We start from the raw sequence: 22,227 nt of genomic DNA on the forward strand, positions 1-22,227 counted from the left end.
ATGGCGGAGGGATAGCGATCTTTTATAAATAGGAACCCTAGGTTCAATTTCCTATCTATCACCTAAACGAAAAAAGGCTCATCATTTCTGATGAGCCTTTCGTCTTTAATATGGCGGAGGGATAGGGATTTGAACCCTAGAACGGGATAAACCGTTGCCGGTTTTCAAGACCGGTGCATTCGACCACTCTGCCATCCCTCCGAACGGGCTGAATAATATAAGTAACGCGTTTGCTTGTAAACCATAAATGTAAAAAAAACATCTGAATGCATAGCAATTAATCAGCATGAACATATTTTTATCATTATTAAAGCATTTTTGAATCAGACTGACCTTAGTAAAGTCGCTTTTGGCGGCTGACAGGCGTAATAACCATGAGATAAGCGCTAACAATTGAATCTGCTAAGGCTTTTACGACGCTTTATGCTAATATCATTTTATTATTTTTCGTTGCCGCAGCTAGATTACTACTATATGAATTCAACGCTATTGCCTAGTGCCAAACTCGCTCCTCAGTATCATTTACCTGACCCATCGACTTCAGCATGTTTTCCAAGTCATATCTTACTTGGTCAAGAACGAGTAGTTGATACCTTCAAACTAATGAGCAAAATTAATTCGCAACATCTATTTCTTGCTGATTTTTTGGGTGTAGATAGACCACTATTTATTAATGCGTTAGTAACCCAAGCTAATACACCGTCAAACCAATATCTTGTTGCTACAAAAAAGACGCACGAAGAAGATGAGATCCAGTTTAAGTGGCAGCAAACTCTGCCACCAGAGCATGTCGGTATTATTGCTAGGCAAGAATCCTTGTCTTGTTATTTACAGGGGACGATTCGCCGTGCAGACCTACTCGGAAAAATGCTTAAAACCGATAAATCCAGTGTTTATAAACCTGGAGCATTAGCGAAAAATCATTTTGTGTTTATTTGCTTAGCATCATTGTGGCAACGTGAGAGTTTGTGGGATTTGTTGATGCAGATTCTCCACGACGGTTTTTATCGGATTAATAACGAACTCGCTCCTATTCCGCTTAATTGTAAGATCGTGCTTGTCGGAAGCGGTTTATCTTATAGCCAGCTTCGTGTTGAAGATAGGCACTTTAGTCGGCATTTTCCGCTGCTTGCTGAAATGAGCAATGAAGTAGATTTAACCCAACATCCTGAGTCTTCATATGTGCAGTGGCTAAATGTACTTGCCCAGAGTGAATCAGTTGAGTTAGAAACGTCAAGTTTACTGCCGTTGTTTTGGTACAGCTCTCGTTTGGTCGAGCATCAGCAACGTTTAAGCTTAAGTATGTTGGAGTTTAGGCACCTGTTAGGTCAGGCAAAAGCCTATTGCGGTCAATCAGCGTTAAATGCTGCGGCGATAGCCAAAGCACTCGAAAAATTAACCTTCCGCCATAATAGTTCTGAAGTGTATTCAGCCCAAAGTTTTGATGACAACTTCATAAATCTGCCAACTAAAGGTGCTATGGTAGGTCAAATTAATGCGCTTACTGTTATTGATACTGGAGACTATACCTATGGTGAGCCTGCACGTATTACCTCATCAGTGCATTATGGTGATGGTGAAGTCGCGGATATTGAACGTAAATCAGAATTGGGTGGCAATATTCATGCAAAAGGCATGATGATCCTATCGTCTTGCTTGTATCGTATTTTCGGTCGAGATGCACCTCTTCACCTCAATGCTAATATCGTATTCGAGCAGTCTTATCAAGAAATTGATGGTGATAGTGCTTCACTCGCTGAATATTGCTGCTTAATGTCTGCAATAGCAGAGCAACCGATTATCCAAAGTTTAGCGGTGACTGGTGCATTAGATCAGTTTGGCAATGTCCAAGCCATTGGTGGTGTGAATGAAAAAATTGAAGGCTTCTTTAATTTATGTCAACGCCGCGGGTTAACGGGCGATCAAGGTGTTATTATGCCTAAGGCCAATGTCTTACAGTTGAATCTTGAACCGGATGTGATTGAAGCTATTGATAAAGGATTATTCCATATCCATGCAATTGAGCATATGGATCAAGCAGTTGAATTGCTAATGCAAATGCCCGCTGGCGTTGCTAATGAAGATAATGACTTTGCGCCAGAGACGCTTTACGGATTAGTACAACAGCGTTTAGATAAGTTAGCAGGGCAAGATGATGATGACGTTGAATTGAACTTTTTTGCTAAATTGTTAGCTAGATTACGAATTATTTAGTGATCGGAGTTGTTTAGCGTACACGTGTTCGCTATCTTGTTAAGATTATCAGTCAATTAAGTGGTATCGATTTCAATGGAAAAAGCTAATAGTTTCACTAAAGAGCAACTTGTCGCATGTGGTCATGGCAATCTTTTAGGCCCAAATAGACCCCGTTTACCTGTAGACAATATGTTGATGATTGATCGTATCATTACCATTAATGAAGATGGCGGTGAATATGGTAAAGGTGAAATTATTGCCGAACTTGATATCACTCCAGATCTTTGGTTTTTTGATTGTCACTTTAAAGGCGATCCGGTAATGCCTGGTTGTTTAGGTTTAGATGCTATGTGGCAGCTGGTGGGGTTTTTCCTGGGTTGGGAAGGCGCTGAAGGCAAAGGTCGTGCATTAGGTGTAGGTGAAGTGAAGTTCACCGGCCAAGTATTGCCTGAAGCTAAAAAAGTCACTTATAAACTTAACATTAAACGTAAAATTCATCGCAAGTTAGTGATGGGTATTGCTGATGCAACTATGGAAGTTGATGGCCGCCAAATCTACTCAGCTACTGATCTAAAAGTGGGTATTTTTAGCGATACGTCGACGTTCTAATCGTACGGATTTAGTTTTACGTAACTGTTATACTTCACTAATGCCCTCCGATACTTATCGCGAGGGCATTTTGTTGCGTGTTACTTATTAAATAGTCCATTAAGCCGACCATCAATACCTTCGCGCCACCCGCCTAACCAATGAGACCGTGAATCCAGATTTGAATGGGGACAAATCTCCTTAGAGCGCCCTCCAACTCCGGCTTGAAATCCTTTTGAAAATGCTCTGTCTAAACGATCTCTTTTCTGTCTTTTCATACATGAGTCCTCTTCATTGACGGGCTTCTATTTGACGTGATGAAGTTGAAGCCTTAGCTATAGGAATAGAACGTTTTTTAATCGAAATCAATTAAAAAAAACATCATTTGACTGATTTTTTATTAAGGTGTTGAGAATTAAGTTAAAAAAAATCGAGGAATTTATCCTCGATTTTTTGTGCTATTAAACTGCCTCTAATTTGAGAAGCTATTTGCTAACTAACAGTAAAACTATTTTTTTACTCGGCGGCGCAACCATAATAATGGCAAGGCAAACAACCAAGCAAAACTGGCGGCGCCTTGACGCACGTAAGGCTCTTCTTCAACACTATCAGAAGTAGTACATGCTTCACCTGAAGTTTGCTTCAAAATAACCATACGCGGTAAATAGGCTGTCACTGGAGCACCGTTACCATCTAATTTGAACAGAGGTAAACCATTGTCGCCAACAACCACATTACCAGTGATGGGATCTGTTTGATATTGTGGTTTACGAATAAATGCTGTGCCGACAATCGTCCCGTCTTCACTAATACCGTTCGCCTCAACGATTTTAATATCTGAACTATAGGTTAACGTCTCACCTGTGCCGTCTTGAATACTCACCTGATGACGAACCCATTCCCCGTCAGTATTTTGCTCATAGCCTTTCGAGCCACATACAAGACGATCGTTTAAGTTAACAAATTCACTGGTGTTATTATCAAATAAGAAACCCACTTTTGGACGGGGCTTTTCTTTGTCGTAAGTTGATTCAACATAACCAACGACTTGGCCTTTATTATTGATATCTTTAGGTTTGCTACTTAAATCCGACAATGTAGTTTGGAAGTCATTTGGCGTAACAATGCCTTGTTCAGGATTATTGGTATCTAAGGTGAAGAATTTATTACGTAAATAACCGCCAATATACTTTTGATAACTACCGACTAAAATACCATCATCATTTATATCATAAGCAATTGAGTTAGTGACTTCATCGTCCATTTTAACCCAATTATATTGATACTCTCCATTAGCATCCTTTTTCCAATAAGCTGCATCAAAATATAGCTTATCAGTATCACCGCCGCGATAAACGTGTGAACGTCCAGCAACATCACCAATACTATTAATGCCTAATGCTTGCGAGGTATAAATGAGCGTTGAATCTGCTGATGGCGTTAAGCCTAACGGTAATTCAGTACGACCTGGTACACCACTATCGTCTAAATTGTTTAAATCCCACACTAATGCGCGTGTTTGATAAAGAATATAACGACGGTTATTAGTATCTGGGTACTGAGAATCCTGAACACAAATTTCCAAAGGCGTAGGATTATCAGTCTCGGTATCTTGCGCACTGGTAATACAAGTATCAATACGGTCTTTACTTGATGAAACTAATGCTGTGCTGCCATAACCAACAACGAGGTTATTATCATTTACACCAGCAGCAACAGATGAACCGCCTAGCTCTACGGTAGCGGCAGTAATATCACCACTTTGAGCACGCTCATAAGTGGTATAAGGCGGCGATAATGAGAATTCAACATCGTCTTTTACAGCAACAGCGCGAAGCTCAAAGTCACGATAATACCAAAGTTTTTGGGTAGTACTGGTTCCAACATAAGGTAAGGTTTTTTCGACACCAGTATATGCGCCTACTTTGGTGCCATTACTGTTTAAACCATAAAAGAAAGTATCAATTGAATTAATAATTAACTCGCCATCACTGCCTACATCTGTAGGATTAGTGGTGCCAGCTAAGCTATAAAATGTCGGTGTCCAAGCGCCTTCAGCTGCGTTTGCACTGGTTGTTATGGTAAAGTTGTTTGCTTCAATAGGCTTTAGTACTGAATAGGTTATTTCTTCAGCACCAGATATACCGTCTTCAACATCAATAATGCCGCCGGCAATGTCTTCAGTGCTAAGTTTCTTTTTACCTTTTGAAATGCCTACCACTTCATCTTGATTGTTCACGGCCATGGCATAGCCATTACGTGTACCATCAATGGTGCCCTTCAAGTCGAAATTTTCGATATTAACAATTTCATATATGGGTGCAGCTTGTGCTGAACCAATCACACTTAATACACCTATCGCAACGAGGGACAAGGCTTTATCAAACTTTAACTTCATGTAACTATTCCTGTTTTATTATATTTTACTTCAGTGACTCAAGCTCTTCCCATCGCTCGAAGCAAACTTCTAAATTTTGTTCTTTTTCTGCTAACAACTGCAGTGCTTTATTAATCGAGTCTTGTGGTTGATTGTAAAAATCAGCACTACCGACAGTTTGCTGCAATTGGGCAATCTCTTGCTCGAGCTGTTCCATTTGGCTCGGAAGCGTATCTAATTCTTTTTGCAATTTATAAGACAGTTTTTTAGTGACTTTCTCAGGTGTGCTTATAGGCTTGGTTTCAACCACTGCGGAAGTTTGGACAACAGTATCTGCAACAGGTTCCTCAGAATAAAATTTTGCGCCTTGAGCAACGGCATCTTGGTAACCACCAACATACTCAGCCCATTGTCCATTACCGGCAAACCACCAACTGCTGGTAACCGTATTGTCGATAAATGCTCTATCGTGGCTCACAATGAGTAATGTTCCAGCAAAATCGGCAAGTAGTGACTCTAGCAACTCTAGTGTCTCAATATCAAGATCGTTTGTTGGTTCATCAAGAATAATAAGATTGGCTGGACGTAGTAACAATCTTGCTAATAGCAAACGGTTTTTCTCGCCACCAGAAAGGGCTTTTACTGGCGTACGTGCACGCATTGGCGAGAATAAGAAATCTTGCAGATAACTAAGAATATGGCGATCTTGGCCATTAATGGTAACGGTACTTTTACCCTCGCCCACGTTTTCTTCGACTGTTTTCTCAGGATCAAGCGCTTCGCGATACTGGTCAAAATAGGCGATATCTAGCTTGGTACCGACTTTAATTTCGCCAGATTGAGGTTGTAGCTTCTCGATCAACAACTTGATTAAGGTTGATTTACCACAGCCATTTGGACCAATTAATGCTATACGGTCACCACGTATGACAGTAGTACTGAAATCTTTAACTAAATTTTTATCCGGCAAATTATAGTTAACATCTTTAATATCAAAAACTAACTTACCAGAGCGTTCGGTATCCGATACCGACATTTTGGCATTACCTTGGCGATTTAAACGTTCGCTGCGTTCGGTACGTAACGCTTTTAGCGCTCGAACACGACCTTCATTTCGAGTACGACGTGCTTTAACACCTTGACGGATCCAGGTTTCTTCGTCGGCAAGTTTTTTATCAAAGTGAGCATTTTTTTCTGCTTCTACGCGTAACCATTCTTGCTTACCATCCAAATAGGCTTGGTAGTTACCTGGAAATGAGACCACCACACCACGATCTAAATCGACGATACGGGTTGCCATTCTTTGAATAAAACCACGGTCATGGCTTACAAATACGATGGCACCTTTAAAGCTTAATAAAAATTGCTCTAACCATTCAATGGTATCGATGTCTAAATGGTTGGTGGGTTCGTCAAGTAACAGTAAATCAGGGTTAACCACAAGTGCGCGGGCTAATGCCACTTTACGCTGCCAACCACCAGACAATTCATTTAATGGCTTATCAGGGTCTAGACCTAATAACTGACAGTTTTGAATAATCCGCGAATCTAATTGCCAACCGTTATTATGATCTAATACTTCTTGCAGACGCTGCATTTGGTTGAGCATACGTTCCATCTGCTCAGGATTAGCATCTGCAACATCGTGTGATAGTTGATGATACTTCTCTAACGCTTCGCCAATTTCTTTAAGACCTGCTGCAATATAAGCGTAAACGGTTCCAGTTTCAGCTTTAGGAGGATCTTGTTGTAAACGACTTACATTGACGTCATTGGCAATATTAAACTCGCCATCATCAAGCAGTACATCACCTGATAACACTTTCATTAAACTTGATTTGCCGGCACCGTTGCGACCAACGATACACACACGCTCACCTGGCTCAATGGTAAAGTCTGCATTAAGCAGCAAAGGAATGTAACCGTAGGCTAACGAGCCATTATTAATACGTACCAGACTCAATCTAAACTCCTAAAAAATCTTGTAATTGTGCGGCATCGAAAGGCCAGAATAACTCACGTTCACCCTGTACAAATACAGGGATGCTCATGCCATAACGCTCTGCAAGTATGGCGTTATCACATATATCGATGTGCTGATAATCTATTGCGGTTTGCTCAACCAATGCTTGGGCGATATCACACAGATGGCAACCCTCTGTGTGATATAACACATAAGCGACTGAACTATTTTTTTGCATGAGTCAGTAGCCACACATTATGGATATGTGGATTACGCTTATAATCCAGCGGTAAACATAAATGGTCAATATTCGTCACGTCGATACCTGCTTGGTTCAACGCTTCGATATCCATTTTAAATTTACGTTTGTTATTGGAGAAAATAAGCTCGCCATTTGGAGACAGTAGCTTAATCAACCCGCCTAACATCTCGGCATGGTCGCGTTGCACATCCCAACTGTCTTCCATGCGTTTTGAGTTAGAGAACGTAGGAGGATCAATAAAGATAAGATCAAACTTCTGGTGGCTGTTTTCTTTAATCCACTGTAAACAGTCTGCTTGAATAAAGTCATATTGTTTACCAGACAATCCGTTTAAGGCAAAGTTTTCTTTAGCCCAACTAATGTAGGTATTAGACATATCAATAGTAGTGACAGATTTTGCACCACCAATTGCAGCATGTACAGACGCAGAACCAGTATAAGCAAATAAATTAAGGACATTTTTACCCTTAGATTTATCACCCACTAATTTACGCGTAACACGGTGATCAAGGAACAAACCAGTGTCTAAATAACCGGTTAAGTTAAGCTTGAATTTAGCACCGTATTCTTCAGTGATAACTTCTACTTTGCGCTCATCGATCTTCTGATACTGATTAGCGCCTTTCTGACGTTCACGAGTTTTTAACGTAATACGATCAGGATGGATCCCTAAAGCACTAGGCAATGCTAATAGCACATCACTAATACGGCGCTTGGTAACCGCTTCAGGAATTGTTGCTGGAGCAGAATACTCTTGGATAACCACATAATCGACATATCGATCAATCGCAACATTATATTCTGGTAAATCAGCATCATATAAACGGTAGCTATCAATACGTTCTTTTTTAGCCCATTTTTCAAACTGTTTAACATTCTTTTTAATACGATTCGCAAATGCTGGAGCTATGTCGATAATATCAACACCTTCAGGCAATTCAGGTACGTCGCGACGGGTACTGTTTGCGTGTAAAGTATAAATGTTAAAAGCACATTCTAATGCACCGTTAAACATTTTCATTTGCTTGTCGGCTTTAAGCTTAAGCGATGAAATGAGTTCAACATCACTGCACAGCATGGCAATTTTCCAGCCACCAAACTCTTTTTTAAACTTATCACCAAGTTGATAATAAAGTTGTAAAAGCTCAGTGACATTACCTAAACGCTCACCGTAAGGAGGGTTAGAGATCAAAAAGCCTTCGCTTACAGGAGGTGTGACATCGAGTGCATCAGACACGCTAAATTCAATTAATTCAGCAACACCAGCATTTTCAGCATTGCGTTTAGCGATAGAGATCAGGTGTGGCTCAATGTCTGAACCGTAGAATTTGAGTTTGCAACGGGTTTTCCCCAAAGTTGCACGCGCTTGAGCTTCGTCAAAAATAACCTGCCACATCGCTTTATTGTGGCTCTGCCAATTTTCGAAACCAAATTTTTCGCGTTTGAGTCCTGGTGCAATATCAGCAGCCATTAATGCCGCTTCTATTAGTACCGTGCCGCTACCACAAAATGGGTCAAGCACTGTAATTGGATTTGCTTGCCAGCCACTGCGAACTAACATATTGGCCGCGAGGTTTTCCTTTAATGGTGCTTCGCCTGTAGTTGAACGGTATCCACGTTGATGCAATGACGCGCCTGAGAAGTTCATTGAAATAGTCAACTGACCATTTCGATAATGGGCATCAATTTTAAAATCGGGATTAACACGTTCGACATCTGGACGAGGAGTACCATCGTCACGAAAACGGTCAACAACCGCATCTTTAATTTTCAACGCGCCAAATTGAGTGTTGTTAATGAAACCACCCGTGCCGTGAAAATCAATACTGAATGTTTTCTTATGGGAAAAATGCGATGGCCAATCAATACAGTATGCCGCGTTATAAAGTTGCTCGGCAGAATCACAGGCTCCTTTATAGATCACTAATACGATACGGCTCGCTAAACGAGTCCATAGTGTGATTCGATAAGCCAGCTCTAATGGAGCAGTAAAATACACCCCAGCAACACTTTCTTTAACGTCGGTTGCGCCAAACTCTTTAAGTTCAGAAGCAAGGCTATATTCGAACCCCTTTGGGGCAGCAGCAAAAAAATTAAACATGTATTTAGTCAGTCATCGGTTACGCAAAATTCAGTGCAGCATTATACCTGTTCAAACACATAACCCCAACGACTTATCGAAATGGGCTGTTAAATTCCCTTATTTTAGGCTTAATAACCTTATATCGTTCGATAAAGCAGTAACTCGCTTATTTTACCAGCAAACAAATAGCTACAGCCTAGATTTTACTTGCAAATAGAAACGGGGATCGCTATAGTTCGCCCCGCTTTGAAGCAGACAGTTAAACACGCTAACCAGCGAGTTTAGTAAGCTAAATCAAAGTAGCGTCAATCGGACGCGGGATGGAGCAGTTGGTAGCTCGTCGGGCTCATAACCCGAAGGTCGTAGGTTCAAGTCCTACTCCCGCAACCATTTCTTTAATCAATAGAATAAAAATAATTGATAGCGTTATATCGGACGCGGGATGGAGCAGTTGGTAGCTCGTCGGGCTCATAACCCGAAGGTCGTAGGTTCAAGTCCTACTCCCGCAACCATTTCTTTAATCAATAGAATAAAAATAATTGATAGCGTTTTATCGGACGCGGGATGGAGCAGTTGGTAGCTCGTCGGGCTCATAACCCGAAGGTCGTAGGTTCAAGTCCTACTCCCGCAACCATTTCTTTAATCAATAGAATAAAAACAATTGATAGCATTTTATCGGACGCGGGATGGAGCAGTTGGTAGCTCGTCGGGCTCATAACCCGAAGGTCGTAGGTTCAAGTCCTACTCCCGCAACCATTTCTTTAATCAATAGAATAAAAACAATTGATAGCGTTTTATCGGACGCGGGATGGAGCAGTTGGTAGCTCGTCGGGCTCATAACCCGAAGGTCGTAGGTTCAAGTCCTACTCCCGCAACCATTTTCTATTAGTAAACTTCCTATATTTACCTAACACCTCATCGTAAAATCAATCACTTGTTTGTTGGGCTCAGCTTTTTATAAATAAAGAGTCGAAGGTCGTAGCTTTTTATCAAGTCCTACTCCCGCAACCATTTTCTATTAGTAAACTTCCTATATTTACCTAAAACCTCATCGTAAAATCAATCACTTGTTTGTCGGACTCAGCTTTTTATAAATAAAGAGTCGAAGGTCGTAGCTTTTCATCAAGTCCTACTCCCGCAACCATTTTATATTAGTAAACTTCCTATATTTACCTAAAACCTCATCGTAAAATCAATCACTTTTTTGTCGTGCTCAGCTTTTATAAATAAAGAGTCGAAGGTGGTAGTTTTTCATCAAGTCCTACTCCCGCAACCATTTTCTATTAGTAAACTTCCTATAGTTACAGCATTATCAAAAAACTGCTGTTGATACTCCCAAACAACACGGTACATCCTCAACCATGCAGAAATATTAACGTCATTGTTAACGTCTTTTTTCTGATGTTATTTCGATATTGGCAACGCGAATTTCCACCAGCTGAGCATTCCACCTTCAAGTTGATACACATCAGTAAACCCAAACTGTTTAAGCTTTCTAACTCCAGGAATGCTTCGATGGGCAGAGAGACATATAACGACAGTGGTTATCTCTTGTGATAATTGCAGCTGTTTTATCGTGTTAATGGAAAGCGATGTAATGGGCAGGTTTAGCGAACCTTCTATATGCGACTTGTCCCATTCCATTTTTGATCGAACATCTACTATTTGAATGCTATTTTTCTGAAGTCGCTTAAACACCGCTTGGGCGTCCATTTCAGGTACTTTTCCAAATGGTAGCCACTGAGCCAGATTGTTTAATATCGACATGACATACTCCAAATATTGCTGCCTAATGCGTATGCCTAATCAGGCTTGATTGAAAAATATTGATTGGTTCCAAGGCATCAAATAAATAATGATGACTTTAGGTTTATATCAAAATCACTATCAATGGTCATTATCAATAATCACTATGGCGACCATATCTGCCACATAAGCCAATTCATCAAGCTTTAATTAACATAGATTATATGGATATCACTAACGTTAAATCTAACATGAAGCAGCACCTAAGCAATACTCAAGTACCAGAGCTAGCGACTATTTAACATATATCTACTCTAGTGCTACAGTGATAATAAAAATGCCGAAAGATCTCTCATTCGGCATTTTTACAATCTAAAATATTGATTTAAATAAATTACTTCAACCAATGTTTTACTCTGGTGCGATTATTGTTGTCCCGGCTTTGCTTAATTAATTCATCACCGGCTCTAACTTGAGTCGTTTTTGCTAATCGGTCATAAAGCAATACATTCACTGAAGCCGCTAAATTCATACAGCCCACTGTGGGGACGTAGACAACATTCTCAGCAGCATCAATTAATTGCTGTGGAATAGTGCCATCTTCTGGGCCAAATATATAAAACGCATTGTCGGGATGAATAAATAAAGGCAGCGGCGTAGCACCTACTACCAGATCAACACAGACTATCGTCGCCCCTTCTGGCACGCTATCAAGTAGTGATTCGACACCCACTAGAGGAATCCGTTTAGCTGCATCTTTAGTGTCAACATCGTATTGAGCATCTCCTGACTTCGCTGCTAATTCGTAGCGTTTTCCGGTATAGCAAACATTATCAACACCGTAACAGCCTGCTGCACGCATAATACCGCCAACATTAACCGGAGTCTTAGGATTGACTAAACCAATAGTCACTTGCGAAGAAGGATTTACCATAAAAGCTGTTTATCTATTCCAGTTATGCTGCTTGAGCAACAATACGTTGACGTAATTGCTGCCACGCAGCTTCCACTAATGAAAAATCATGTTCATCTAATTCTTCATTTGCCAAGGCAAGGCACTTAACTAATTTTTGATCCAGTGCTGCTAAATCTTGTTCAGCCTCTATTTCTAATTCGGCTAACACAACGGCGACATGGCCTTGTAAATAACCACAAGCAAACAATGCATCATCGTCGCTGTGGCTAACACTGTCTTCAATCCAGGACTCTAATGCTGCATCGTACTGTTCTAACATGTTCTAGTTCTCCACTAAATCTGGGTTGGCTACTTGATACATCACGTAATCATGGTAACCCGTGACTATTTTGTAATAGCCAGTGAGTGCTTTATCTAATTCAGGGTCGCCACTATCCACAATAAGTGGCCTGCCTTCAAGTGCTTTTAACTTAGTTTTTGTCGCTAAGATTAAAATATTGTCTTTTTCTATTTGTCTGATGAGATCAGGTGACAACTGCTGATTACCTCGACCTAAAATATGCCCTTGCCCGCCGATTAAAGTGATCACCAGTTTTACGCTGGGATACGTTTTTTTATCCGCAATGAACGTGAGCAGTTGCTGCGCCGTTACATCCTGAGCCATAATCTGTTTATGTTGAATAACATCAACACCGAGCAAGGTATTAGCTAAGCCTAAATCTTCCATTACGGCGGCAACAGTGCTGCCAGACCCCATAATATAAAGTTCATCGTCCATGGATTCAATTATGTCAGCGGCAATGTCGGCCAGCACTAATTCATCGACTTCTTTTCCGCCCATTTTAACGGCTTGTATGTAACGCGGCTCTGCAGGAACCGTCATCTCACCGAATCGTCTCGCTTTTACAATGCCTTGCCTAAACGCAACTTCATCGATATCCATAACATCGGCTGACATCAAACTGACTAACTCACCGTTTAATAGCATACGGACCACTACACCCGATGCATGCGGAGTAATGCCATACACTCCAGAATGAATTTTCACTCCAGCGGGAACGCCCAGTACAGGGAAAGAATCATCAACAACAGCGTAAATATCACGAGCAGTACCATCACCACCGGCAAATAACAGCAAATCTAATTGATGCTCAAGTAAGCATTTAACCGCTTGCTGTGTATCTAGCGCAGATGTTTTTTCAGCAGAGCGAGTCTCAATAGCGCGATACACCTCTTGAGTGCTAAAGCCCATTTGGCGACATAACAACCCGCCCATGTCACCAGATGCGGTAATAATATCGATTTGTTCAGCAAACGGTAAAATGACATCCAAAGCCTGTTGCATACGTTGTTGTGCTTTAGGTATGGCGCCTTTAGCTAAGGCTTCATTAGCTACACCATCAGAGCCTTTTAAGCCGACACTCCCGCCTAAACCAGCGAGTGGATTAATGATAATTCCTAAGCGAAAACGTTTCACATCAACTCCTTGCTATAACGACAATACTGTTTTAATTAACCTTGAGCAGTGGTTGTATTTGTAGCTGCTTCACCATTGATGTTAGGGATCATCAGTACTGCAAACATTGATAGCAATGCACAGCTTGCAGCAAATACCCATACCCACATGGTTTGACTACCATCGCCCCAAATCATGCCGCTTATCCATGTACCTAGTGCACCGCCCACCCCAAAACTAACACTGGCATATAATGCCTGCCCAGTGCTGCGGTGACTGACATTAAAATGCCGATGAATAAAATGAATTGATGCTGCATGCACTAAGCCAAAGGTAAATGCATGTAATAATTGGCTGACGATTAATAATGAAACATGTTCAACGCCAAACGCTAACAGTAACCAGCGAACCGAAGTCAGTAAGAGACTCACCACCAGTAACACTCGAATACCATATTGGCGGATAAGACGCGATGAATAGAAAAAGATCACAATTTCAGCTAAAACGCCTAAAGCAACCAGTATTCCAGCAATCGTTTCAGAGTAGCCGACCTGTTTTAAATACAATACAAAGAAGCCATAAAATGGCCCAACACTCATCTGCAATAACATTGCCGATAACATAAACCACACTAATGATGCATCAAATGTCAGCTTGGGCCGTTCAGATTTATTGACCACCACACTGCGATTAGCGGGTAATGGGAGCGAGCAAGCAAATAAACCTAAAAATAATATCATCCCCATATAAGGCAATACTTCTGGCCCCCAGTGATCAATTGCCAGGCCACCACTGATCACCAGCACGATATATCCCACACTGCCCCAACTGCGAATAGCCCCATAACGCTCTGCTTTATCACCTAAGGTTTCTAAGGTAATTACTTCTAATTGAGCAAGAATCGAATTCCAAAAGAAGGTGTAAATAGCCAGACTGACCGCGAGATATATGAAGCTACCATCAAAGAAAAAACTGGTGTAAGTAATCGCGGCGGCAAAGGAGCCGAGCTTAATCAGTTCTGAGCGCATACCGGTGCGATCAGCCACAGCAGCCCACACATTAGGCGCAACAATTCGAGTCGCCATCAGTATTGCCAAGAGAAAACCAATCTCTTGGGCATTGAATCCTCGACTATCAAAGAAAACGCCCAAATAGGGAACCATAATGCCGAGAATGGAAAAAAAGAAAAAATAACAAGCGCCGAGCCAGCGTAAATCTGGCTCGGCGCGCTTAACTGAGGACATTAGCGCATTCCGATAACTGGCGTTTGACTGGTTACATCATGGTTTTGAGCACGATGTCTTAATAAATGATCCATTAAAACAATGGCTAGCATCGCTTCAGCAATAGGAACTGCACGAATGCCCACACAAGGATCATGGCGACCTTTGGTGATCATCTCAATACTCTCGCCCTGCACTGTAATGCTTTGGCCTGGCACGCTAATGCTTGAGGTGGGTTTTAACGCAATATGGGCAACGACTGGCTGACCAGATGAAATTCCACCCAAAACGCCACCAGCATGATTAGAGGCAAAACCTTGTGGAGACATTAAGTCGCGACCTTCTGAACCTTTTTGAGTAACAACCCCGAAGCCATCACCAATTTCAACACCTTTAACCGCATTAATGCCCATCAATGCATGGGCAATATCGGCATCGAGACGGTCAAATACTGGCTCGCCTAAACCCACTGGTACACCAGTCGCGACAACGGTAACTTTAGCACCAATTGAGTCGCCGGATTTGCGCAAGCCACGCATATACTCATCTAATGCTTCTAATTTAGCGACATCAGGAAAGAAAAATGCATTTTGTTCAATTTGAGCTAAATCGATAGTCTCAGCACAAATAGGTCCTAATTGAGCAAGGTAGCCATAAATTTCAATGCCATGAACTTGCTTGAGATATTTTTTAGCTACGGCACCCGCGGCAACACGCATTGCCGTTTCACGCGCAGACGAACGGCCACCGCCACGGTAATCACGCATGCCGTACTTTTGCTGATAAGTATAATCAGCATGACCGGGACGGAAGGTATCTTTAATATCGGAGTAATCTTGGCTGCGTTGATCGGTATTTTCAATCAATAAACCAATAGAGGTGCCAGTGGTTTTGCCTTCAAAGACACCTGACAAAATTCTCACTTCATCAGCTTCCCGACGAGCAGTAGTATAGCGAGACGTGCCAGGACGACGGCGATCTAAATCATGCTGCATATCTTCAACTGTTAATTCAAGTCCTGGCGGACAGCCGTCAATAATACAACCTAACGCGACACCATGGCTTTCACCAAAAGTTGTCACCACAAAATTTTGACCGATACTATTTCCTGACATGAGCGTTAACTACCTCTATTTAAATTTACAGTAATGCGTTTGCTGTACCTGCCTATTATTCACTATCTTTATAGATGGCGAAAAGTGATTCATTTTCAACTAGCTGATCACGGGTCAATACAAACACACCATCACCGCCAAATTCAAAATCAACCCAAGTAAACGGCATATCCGGATACTGCTCAATCAAATGCACCATTGAATTACCTACTTCAACGACCAGTAAACCGGTTTCGGTAAGATAATCTGCTGCATTAGCTAAGATACGCTTGGTTAAATCTAAGCCGTCATTACCAGACGCTAATCCAATCGCAGGTTCGTGATGATACTCTTCTGGCATGTCACCAATATCTTGGGCATCTACATATGGCGGGTTAGAAACAATTAAGTCGTAATGTGGGCCTTTAGAAATAGCCGAAAATAAATCAGATTGCATAGGGAAAACACGATCTAGCACGCCCAATGATTCAATATTAATCTGAGCAACTTCAAGCGCATCTTCACTAATATCTAATGCGTCCACTTCTGCATCTTCAAATGCATAAGCACAAGCAATGGCAATACAAGCACTGCCAGTACATAAATCCATAATGCGATTAACTGGCTTGTTGTACAACCAAGGGCTAAATTGATTATTAATCATTTCAGCAATCGGTGAACGCGGTACAAGCACGCGTTCATCAACATAAAATTCGAGCCCGGCAAAATTGGCTTTATTGGTTAAATACGGTACAGGTAAACGCTCACGAACTCGACGAATGATTAATTCAACGATTTTGTGTTTTTCGCTACTGGTTAAATTACTTAAAATAACTTGCTGGCCGATTTCTTCAGGTAAGTGTAGAGCATGAAAAACCAATGCAATCGCTTCATCCCAAGCATTATCCGTTCCGTGACCATAATAAATATTGGCGTCGTTAAAACGGCTAACAGCCCAACGTAACATATCAGCGATGGTACTTAACTCAGTGACAGCTTCATCTACAAAGATCTTATCCAAAACACACTCCTTAAAAATTGTTCTGCGCTATTGTAACTGATGTCTATTAAGATGACCTAGAATTCAATACAATACGCTTATGAAACACGATAATTATGCAGACTCATCGCTGTTTAGTGCATTAATCGCAGATATCAAACCGCTACGGCAAGATACTCACCACTTTAAACAGCCAGTCAAAGCCAAACAACAGTTCGAAACCAAAGAACGTCAGATTCATGCTGATAGTTATTTTTCGGACATATATCAGCCGCTTATGCCGGTCGATGGACCTATGCGCTGGATTAATTCCAACACAGATAAACATGAATTGAAACGTTTAAGACGCGGGGACTATTCACCCGACCTATTGTTAGATTTGCATGGAATGCGACAAGCAGAAGCCAAACTTGAATTAGCGGCACTGATTCAAGCATGCGTTAAGCAAAGCATAATATGTTGCAGTGTAATGCACGGTTATGGAATGGGAATTTTAAAGCAACAAACGCCAATGTGGCTAGCACAACATCCAAACGTAAAAGCCTTTCACCAAGCACCAAAAGAATGGGGCGGCGATGCAGCGTTGTTAGTATTGATTGATATTGGTGATCATCCTCACCGACGTTAATTTGAGAAAATAAGCACGGACAGTAAAAAGGTAAGTAATCACTTACCTTTTTTGCAAACTGGTTTTATGCAACACGCAATTACCATTACACAACAACTTGATGTGGTGCTGTCATTGCTACGAAACTGGCATTTTGAGCATGTTTGTCAATATGAGCCACTGCAGAAGTAGCAAACAAAGGCGGTTCCATACCAGCCACAAGCTCACTAACCATAAAGCCTAAAAGAGGCATATGAGCAATAACCAAGACATTATCTGCCTTATATTGTTCGGCATAAGCCAAGACAAGATCAACCGCTCTTATTGCATCACCGGAAGGAGTAACATCGTCAAGTACCAGCAACTTACGCGGTTCAGGTAAGTGTTTACTGACTTTTTGCCATGTTTGCTGAGATCGTAAATACGGACTCACAATCACCAAGTCAAAATGACTGACTTGTCTTGCTAACCAATTAGCCATATCGCCCGTCTGAATTCGACCATTGTCAGTTAACTTTCGTTCTCTGTCTGACGGTGCATTCAAACTCGCTTCACCATGGCGCATCAAAAATAGCTGCATACTTCTCTCAAGATATTTTTATTCTCATTATGACCCAATTGTAGCGTTAATCCTCGTAACAACAAACCTAGAATTAAGCATATTAAGATAAACTTTAGTCGATAATAGGATAAAACTGCCCAAGGTAATTTGCTAAAAAGTAATAACAAGATCAATATATAACAAGTTATCTTTTCTGGAGCCTCCTCTTGCCTGAATTTCCAGCAGTTTATAAAAGCCAAAATGATCATCGCCAGTACCAATATCGAGTGTTAAATAACCAACTCAAAGTACTGCTGGTTGAAGATATGCAATCAAATCAAGCCGCTGCTTCTATGGCGGTAAGTGTTGGTCATTTTGACGATCCGGTTGAGCGTCCTGGTATGGCACATTTTCTTGAACATATGTTGTTTTTAGGGACTGAAAAATATCCAGACTCAGGCGAGTATCATGCTTACATTAATCAACATGGCGGCAGTAATAATGCATGGACAGGTACTGAACAAACAAATTTTTTCTACAGTATTAACGCTGAAGCCTTAGAAGGTTCACTAGACAGATTTAGTCAATTTTTCATTGCACCTAAGTTTGATTTAGAGCTGGTTGATAGAGAAAGGCAAGCAATCGAATCTGAATTCAGTTTGAAATTAAAAGATGACATTCGCCGTGTTTATCAAGTCCAAAAAGAAACCGTTAACCCAAAGCATCCGTTTTCAAAATTCTCTGTAGGTAACCAAAGCACCTTAGCAGGCAAACAAGCAGGCATAAGAGATGAACTGCTGGCTTTTTATCAACAACATTACAGCGCAAATATCATGACATTGTGCGTGGTAGCCCCCTGCCCTATAGCCAAACTAGAAAGCATTGTTGAGCAATACTTTTCAAACATCCTCAATAGAAATGTAAGTAAACACTATCCTTGTGAAGCTTTAATAACAAAGGCTGAACAACAAAAGCACATACAAATAATACCGTTAAAAGATCAAAAACGAGTCAGTATTAGTTTTTCCCTGCCAGAGATAGACCAATTTTATAAACGTAAACCGCTTACATTTATCAGCCACTTACTCGGTAATGAAAGTCCGGGAAGTTTGCTTTCATATTTAAAAATACATGGGCTAGCCAATAATTTATCTGCTGGCGGTGGTGTTAACGGCTACAACTTTAAAGATTACTCAATCAGCATACAATTAACCGATAAAGGATTGATAGAACTTGATGAAGTGGTTAGCTGTGTTTTTGAATACATCGAGTTAATTAAACAGCAAGGTATTCAAGCGTGGCGTTACCAAGAACGAGCCAACTTACTTGATACGGCATTTCGGTTTCAAGAACAAATTAAAACCTTGGATCTAGCGAGTCATCTCAGTATTAACATGCACCATTACGATATTGAAGACATTATCTATGGCGACTATCGCATGGATGAGATGCTCGAGGATGAAACTACACAACTGCTTGGCATGATGTCGGTGAGCAATATGCGTTTGCTCACGGTAGCGAAAGAGTCTCAAGTCGATAGTCACGCTGATTGGTACAACACTCCTTATCAGGTTAGAGCATTACAGCCTCAGCAAATCGCAAAATGGTCATTAGTCTCCATAAGAGATGAGCTCAAGCTGCCTGAAAAAAATCCGTTTATTGTCGCCAATCCGCAAGCTCGAGCAAACAAAAGCAATACACAAGTACCAACCATTGTTGCTGAAGGCGAAGGTTATCGCATTTGGCATAAAAAAGATGATGAATTTAATGTCCCTAAAGGGCATTTATATTTATCGCTAGACTCAGAGCAAGCTAGCTCAACACCAAGACAAGCAGCATTAACAAGACTGTACGTTGAAATGCTAATTGATTACCTAGCAGAACCAACATACCAAGCAGAGGTTGCTGGGCTTAACTATAATATTTATCCCCACCAAGGAGGTATTACTCTGCATTTAACCGGTTTTACTGGTAACCAAGAAAAACTGCTCACTCTAATCATCAATAAAGCCCGCGAGCGTAACTTTACCGAACAACGCTTTAACATGATTAAAAATCAGATATTACGTAGTTGGAATAACGTTGCTCAAGCCAAACCGATATCACAGTTATTTACCAGCCTAACCGTGACACTGCAAAAAAGAAGTTTTGAACCGGCCAGAATGGCTGAAGAACTTACCCTGCTAAGCCTTGATGATTTACATCAACATGTAAGTGTATTTTATGAAAAAATTTATCTTGAAGGCCTGGTATACGGTGACTGGCTGGTTGAAGAAGCGCAGCAGCTAGGCAAGCGCTTACAGCATTTATTATCATTAGTCACAAAACCAAGCGCAGAAGCATCACGCGAATTGATTAATCTGGATAAAAGAGGTTCATTACTGCGGGAGAAAACAATTGCTCATCAAGATAGCGCGATTATTGTTTACTATCAATCCCGAAAGGCGACTCCCGAACGTGTTGCATTATTCAGTTTATTAAACCATACGATGTCATCAACCTTTTTTCATGAACTGCGCACCAAACAGCAATTGGGCTATATGGTGGGAACAGGTTATTTACCGTTAAACAGACACCCTGGAATAATTTTTTATGTGCAGTCCCCTACTACGGGGCCAAGGCAACTTCTTGAAGCTATAGATGAATTCATCGCTGACTTTAATTATGCAGTGATGCAAATAACGAATGAACAATGGGAAAGCACCAAGCAAGGCATGATTAGCCAAATCATGGAACACGATACCAACCTAAAAACCCGCAGCCAACGCTACTGGGTAAGCTTAGGTAATCGAGACTATAAATTTAATCAACGTGAATTGGTCGTATCGGAAGTCGAAAAGCTCACCAGAGCAGACTTGATTAAGTTTATGGTTGCGCACATGCGCAGTAAAGATTGTGATCGTTTAGTCCTATTTAACAGTGGAGATCAACATCACAATCAAGCAAGCTTAAGTTCAGATAATATGATCGAAGACTTAAAAACATTTAAACAGCAAGCTGATAAATTTCAGTTTTAGCAAATGTCTTTAGCTAAAAGGCGTCATATACCAAGTAGGCTACAATTATGTTAACAAATCGTCTTAGCTACAATTAATAGTACGAAATACCAAATAAAACTTTCGTATTAGTTAACCAGTTGATTAAAAAATAGTTATTTAAGCATTTTATGGTAATAATTGACTAATATTCTATCAATCAGACCTTTTTTGTTAACATGCTTTTGACAAAGCCCTTAGTTTCTGAAAAAGTAGACAAATCATCGACTTCTTTGCGGCATCGAAAGAGAATAAGTATAAAAATTATGCCTAAAATTTTACTCTTCATATGTGTTTATTTTATTTTTAGCTTCGGCGCTACAGCCATCGAAGCTGACAAAACAGAATCAAATTTCGATCTACTGCTAAATTATACTAACTACGGAGTTGTAGATGGTTTATCCCAAGACACCGTTACGGCTATTGTTGAAGATAACGAAGGCTACGTTTGGGTTGGAACGATCAATGGCTTAAACCGTTTTGACGGTAATGAATTTAAGCAATTCTATGCCGATGGCGGTAAAGGGGAACTACCTAGTTCGTTTATTCGTAATTTACTGATTGATGATAACGGCATTTTACTTGTAGGCACTGATAAAGGCTTTGTTCAATTTGATAAAGAATCAGAATCATTTACTAAAAATAGCATATCAACATTTATTGGCGAACAAGCTATTTGGTCTATATCAAAGCAAGATGGTGAAATCTTTATTGGATTAAATAAGGAGTTTATATCTTACGACAATACATCTTTAAATATTATGTCTTCATTAAAAAACGAAAAAATTAAAGAAGTAAAAAAAGTAATTAAATTCAAAAACAATTTCTATATAAGAAATTATGAAGGCAGTGTTTTTGAAAAGCAAAATAAAACAGGACTGATAATTAAAATAATGGATCAATCAAATGATTTATCCTTGATTGACGACCAAATTATAATGGCAAATGAAGATGGTTTATATCTTTATGATAAAGTTTTAAAAAAAATATCCAACTTAAATTTAACTAGTATAGATTCTGACACGGATGGCAATATAGCCATTCGTGAAAATAACATACTAAACATAGACTTTTTAGATGGGGAAATAATGACATCTCCCATAGGGTCTATAAACATTGATGCAAAAAAACTAAAAAAAG

The 22,227-nt window shown here is 40.5% G+C and carries 18 protein-coding genes and 6 tRNA genes; 10 read left to right on the top strand and 14 right to left on the bottom strand.

The genetic code is table 11. The features are described 5' to 3' along the window. Window positions 1-111 precede the first annotated feature (111 nt). Window positions 112-201: transfer RNA gene (locus H5185_RS14160), tRNA-Ser, on the bottom strand. A gap of 273 nt (window positions 202-474) precedes the next feature. Here H5185_RS14160 and H5185_RS14165 point away from each other — a divergent pair. Together H5185_RS14165 and fabA are read left to right on the top strand one after the other, a co-directional pair. Continuing rightward, a complete protein-coding gene (locus H5185_RS14165) occupies window positions 475-2,214 on the top strand; it encodes an AAA family ATPase (protein WP_182723329.1) in 1,740 nt (579 codons plus the stop codon). A 75-nt stretch (window positions 2,215-2,289) separates the two neighbouring features. Then, window positions 2,290-2,805 carry a bifunctional 3-hydroxydecanoyl-ACP dehydratase/trans-2-decenoyl-ACP isomerase gene (fabA, locus tag H5185_RS14170; RefSeq protein WP_124016336.1) on the top strand — a complete coding sequence of 172 codons (516 nt, stop codon included), beginning with the start codon at window positions 2,290-2,292 and terminating at the stop codon, window positions 2,803-2,805. An 80-nt stretch (window positions 2,806-2,885) separates the two neighbouring features. On the opposite strand, the gene rmf is transcribed toward fabA, so the two are convergent. The 5 genes from rmf to rlmKL all read right to left on the bottom strand — a co-directional run bounded on the left by rmf (window position 2,886) and on the right by rlmKL (window position 9,487). Continuing rightward, window positions 2,886-3,062, bottom strand: a complete 177-nt coding sequence (gene rmf, locus H5185_RS14175) for a ribosome modulation factor (protein ID WP_124016335.1) — start codon at window positions 3,060-3,062, stop codon at window positions 2,886-2,888. A gap of 230 nt (window positions 3,063-3,292) precedes the next feature. Continuing rightward, entirely contained in the window at window positions 3,293-5,182 is a 1,890-nt protein-coding gene (locus H5185_RS14180) for a DUF3466 family protein (protein ID WP_182723307.1), read from the bottom strand. Window positions 5,183-5,207: 25 nt separating this feature from the next. Then, window positions 5,208-7,124, bottom strand: a complete 1,917-nt coding sequence (locus H5185_RS14185) for an ABC transporter ATP-binding protein (protein ID WP_182742415.1) — start codon at window positions 7,122-7,124, stop codon at window positions 5,208-5,210. 1 nt (window position 7,125) lies between these two features. Then, entirely contained in the window at window positions 7,126-7,362 is a 237-nt protein-coding gene (locus H5185_RS14190) for a glutaredoxin family protein (RefSeq protein ID WP_182697069.1), read from the bottom strand. Then, window positions 7,349-9,487 carry a bifunctional 23S rRNA (guanine(2069)-N(7))-methyltransferase RlmK/23S rRNA (guanine(2445)-N(2))-methyltransferase RlmL gene (gene rlmKL / locus H5185_RS14195; RefSeq protein WP_124016331.1) on the bottom strand — a complete coding sequence of 713 codons (2,139 nt, stop codon included), beginning with the start codon at window positions 9,485-9,487 and terminating at the stop codon, window positions 7,349-7,351. The genes H5185_RS14190 and rlmKL overlap by 14 nt, the downstream gene beginning before the upstream one ends. Window positions 9,488-9,783: 296 nt before the next feature. On the opposite strand from rlmKL, the gene H5185_RS14200 reads away from it, so the two are divergent. The 5 genes from H5185_RS14200 (at window position 9,784) to H5185_RS14220 (ending at window position 10,347) form a co-directional block, all read left to right on the top strand. Beyond that, window positions 9,784-9,859: transfer RNA gene (locus H5185_RS14200), tRNA-Met, on the top strand. 46 nt (window positions 9,860-9,905) lie between these two features. Continuing rightward, window positions 9,906-9,981: transfer RNA gene (locus H5185_RS14205), tRNA-Met, on the top strand. Window positions 9,982-10,027: 46 nt separating this feature from the next. Further along, window positions 10,028-10,103 (top strand) — tRNA-Met (locus H5185_RS14210). A gap of 46 nt (window positions 10,104-10,149) precedes the next feature. Beyond that, window positions 10,150-10,225, top strand: a tRNA-Met gene (locus H5185_RS14215). A 46-nt stretch (window positions 10,226-10,271) separates the two neighbouring features. Further along, a tRNA-Met gene (locus H5185_RS14220) sits at window positions 10,272-10,347 on the top strand. A 526-nt stretch (window positions 10,348-10,873) separates the two neighbouring features. Here H5185_RS14220 and H5185_RS14225 read toward each other — a convergent pair. The 7 genes from H5185_RS14225 to prmB form a co-directional block, all read right to left on the bottom strand. Next, a complete protein-coding gene (locus H5185_RS14225; RefSeq protein ID WP_124016330.1) occupies window positions 10,874-11,236 on the bottom strand; it encodes a rhodanese-like domain-containing protein in 363 nt (120 codons plus the stop codon). Window positions 11,237-11,609: 373 nt separating this feature from the next. Further along, window positions 11,610-12,149: an RNA methyltransferase gene (locus tag H5185_RS14230; protein ID WP_182742416.1), complete on the bottom strand. Its 540-nt coding sequence runs from the start codon at window positions 12,147-12,149 to the stop codon at window positions 11,610-11,612. Window positions 12,150-12,171: 22 nt separating this feature from the next. Continuing rightward, the gene (locus tag H5185_RS14235; RefSeq protein WP_124016328.1) at window positions 12,172-12,450 is read right to left on the bottom strand and encodes a YfcL family protein; all 279 of its coding nucleotides are present in this window, start codon (window positions 12,448-12,450) and stop codon (window positions 12,172-12,174) included. Window positions 12,451-12,453: 3 nt separating this feature from the next. Continuing rightward, a complete protein-coding gene (locus tag H5185_RS14240) occupies window positions 12,454-13,608 on the bottom strand; it encodes an ATP-NAD kinase family protein (RefSeq protein WP_124016327.1) in 1,155 nt (384 codons plus the stop codon). 35 nt (window positions 13,609-13,643) lie between these two features. Continuing rightward, window positions 13,644-14,831 (bottom strand): MFS transporter, encoded by a 1,188-nt coding sequence (locus H5185_RS14245; RefSeq protein WP_124016326.1) that lies wholly within the window; start codon window positions 14,829-14,831, stop codon window positions 13,644-13,646. Further along, window positions 14,831-15,925, bottom strand: a complete 1,095-nt coding sequence (aroC, locus tag H5185_RS14250; protein ID WP_182742417.1) for a chorismate synthase — start codon at window positions 15,923-15,925, stop codon at window positions 14,831-14,833. Before aroC ends, H5185_RS14245 begins: the two co-directional genes overlap by 1 nt. 55 nt (window positions 15,926-15,980) lie before the next feature. Continuing rightward, window positions 15,981-16,925, bottom strand: a complete 945-nt coding sequence (gene prmB / locus H5185_RS14255) for a 50S ribosomal protein L3 N(5)-glutamine methyltransferase (RefSeq protein WP_124016324.1) — start codon at window positions 16,923-16,925, stop codon at window positions 15,981-15,983. A 79-nt stretch (window positions 16,926-17,004) separates the two neighbouring features. Here prmB and smrB point away from each other — a divergent pair, with 79 nt between their 5' ends. Continuing rightward, on the top strand, window positions 17,005-17,532 hold the full coding sequence (gene smrB, locus H5185_RS14260) for an endonuclease SmrB (protein WP_124016323.1): 528 nt from the start codon (window positions 17,005-17,007) through the stop codon (window positions 17,530-17,532). 85 nt (window positions 17,533-17,617) lie between these two features. Here smrB and sixA read toward each other — a convergent pair whose 3' ends face one another. Beyond that, window positions 17,618-18,091: a phosphohistidine phosphatase SixA gene (gene sixA / locus H5185_RS14265; protein WP_182697072.1), complete on the bottom strand. Its 474-nt coding sequence runs from the start codon at window positions 18,089-18,091 to the stop codon at window positions 17,618-17,620. 188 nt (window positions 18,092-18,279) lie between these two features. On the opposite strand from sixA, the gene H5185_RS14270 reads away from it, so the two are divergent. Both H5185_RS14270 and H5185_RS14275 read left to right on the top strand, forming a co-directional pair. Further along, window positions 18,280-21,069: an insulinase family protein gene (locus H5185_RS14270; RefSeq protein ID WP_182742418.1), complete on the top strand. Its 2,790-nt coding sequence runs from the start codon at window positions 18,280-18,282 to the stop codon at window positions 21,067-21,069. 284 nt (window positions 21,070-21,353) lie between these two features. Next, window positions 21,354-22,227, top strand: an 874-nt coding sequence (locus H5185_RS14275; protein WP_310741669.1) for a two-component regulator propeller domain-containing protein, incomplete at its 3' end; no start/stop codon positions are given.

It is taken from the genome of Shewanella sp. SG44-6 (assembly GCF_014164185.1).
Lineage (GTDB): Bacteria > Pseudomonadota > Gammaproteobacteria > Enterobacterales > Shewanellaceae > Shewanella > Shewanella vesiculosa.

Coding starts and splice junctions, on each gene's coding strand:
- H5185_RS14245 (WP_124016326.1), bottom strand. CDS start 14,831: ATGTCCTCAGTTAAGCGCGCCGAGCCAGATTTACGCTGGCTCGGCGCT.
- H5185_RS14230 (WP_182742416.1), bottom strand. CDS start 12,149: ATGGTAAATCCTTCTTCGCAAGTGACTATTGGTTTAGTCAATCCTAAG.
- H5185_RS14225 (WP_124016330.1), bottom strand. CDS start 11,236: ATGTCGATATTAAACAATCTGGCTCAGTGGCTACCATTTGGAAAAGTA.
- H5185_RS14165 (WP_182723329.1), top strand. CDS start 475: ATGAATTCAACGCTATTGCCTAGTGCCAAACTCGCTCCTCAGTATCAT.
- H5185_RS14235 (WP_124016328.1), bottom strand. CDS start 12,450: ATGTTAGAACAGTACGATGCAGCATTAGAGTCCTGGATTGAAGACAGT.
- fabA (WP_124016336.1), top strand. CDS start 2,290: ATGGAAAAAGCTAATAGTTTCACTAAAGAGCAACTTGTCGCATGTGGT.
- rmf (WP_124016335.1), bottom strand. CDS start 3,062: ATGAAAAGACAGAAAAGAGATCGTTTAGACAGAGCATTTTCAAAAGGA.
- aroC (WP_182742417.1), bottom strand. CDS start 15,925: ATGTCAGGAAATAGTATCGGTCAAAATTTTGTGGTGACAACTTTTGGT.
- smrB (WP_124016323.1), top strand. CDS start 17,005: ATGAAACACGATAATTATGCAGACTCATCGCTGTTTAGTGCATTAATC.
- H5185_RS14180 (WP_182723307.1), bottom strand. CDS start 5,182: ATGAAGTTAAAGTTTGATAAAGCCTTGTCCCTCGTTGCGATAGGTGTA.
- rlmKL (WP_124016331.1), bottom strand. CDS start 9,487: ATGTTTAATTTTTTTGCTGCTGCCCCAAAGGGGTTCGAATATAGCCTT.
- H5185_RS14190 (WP_182697069.1), bottom strand. CDS start 7,362: ATGCAAAAAAATAGTTCAGTCGCTTATGTGTTATATCACACAGAGGGT.
- sixA (WP_182697072.1), bottom strand. CDS start 18,091: ATGCAGCTATTTTTGATGCGCCATGGTGAAGCGAGTTTGAATGCACCG.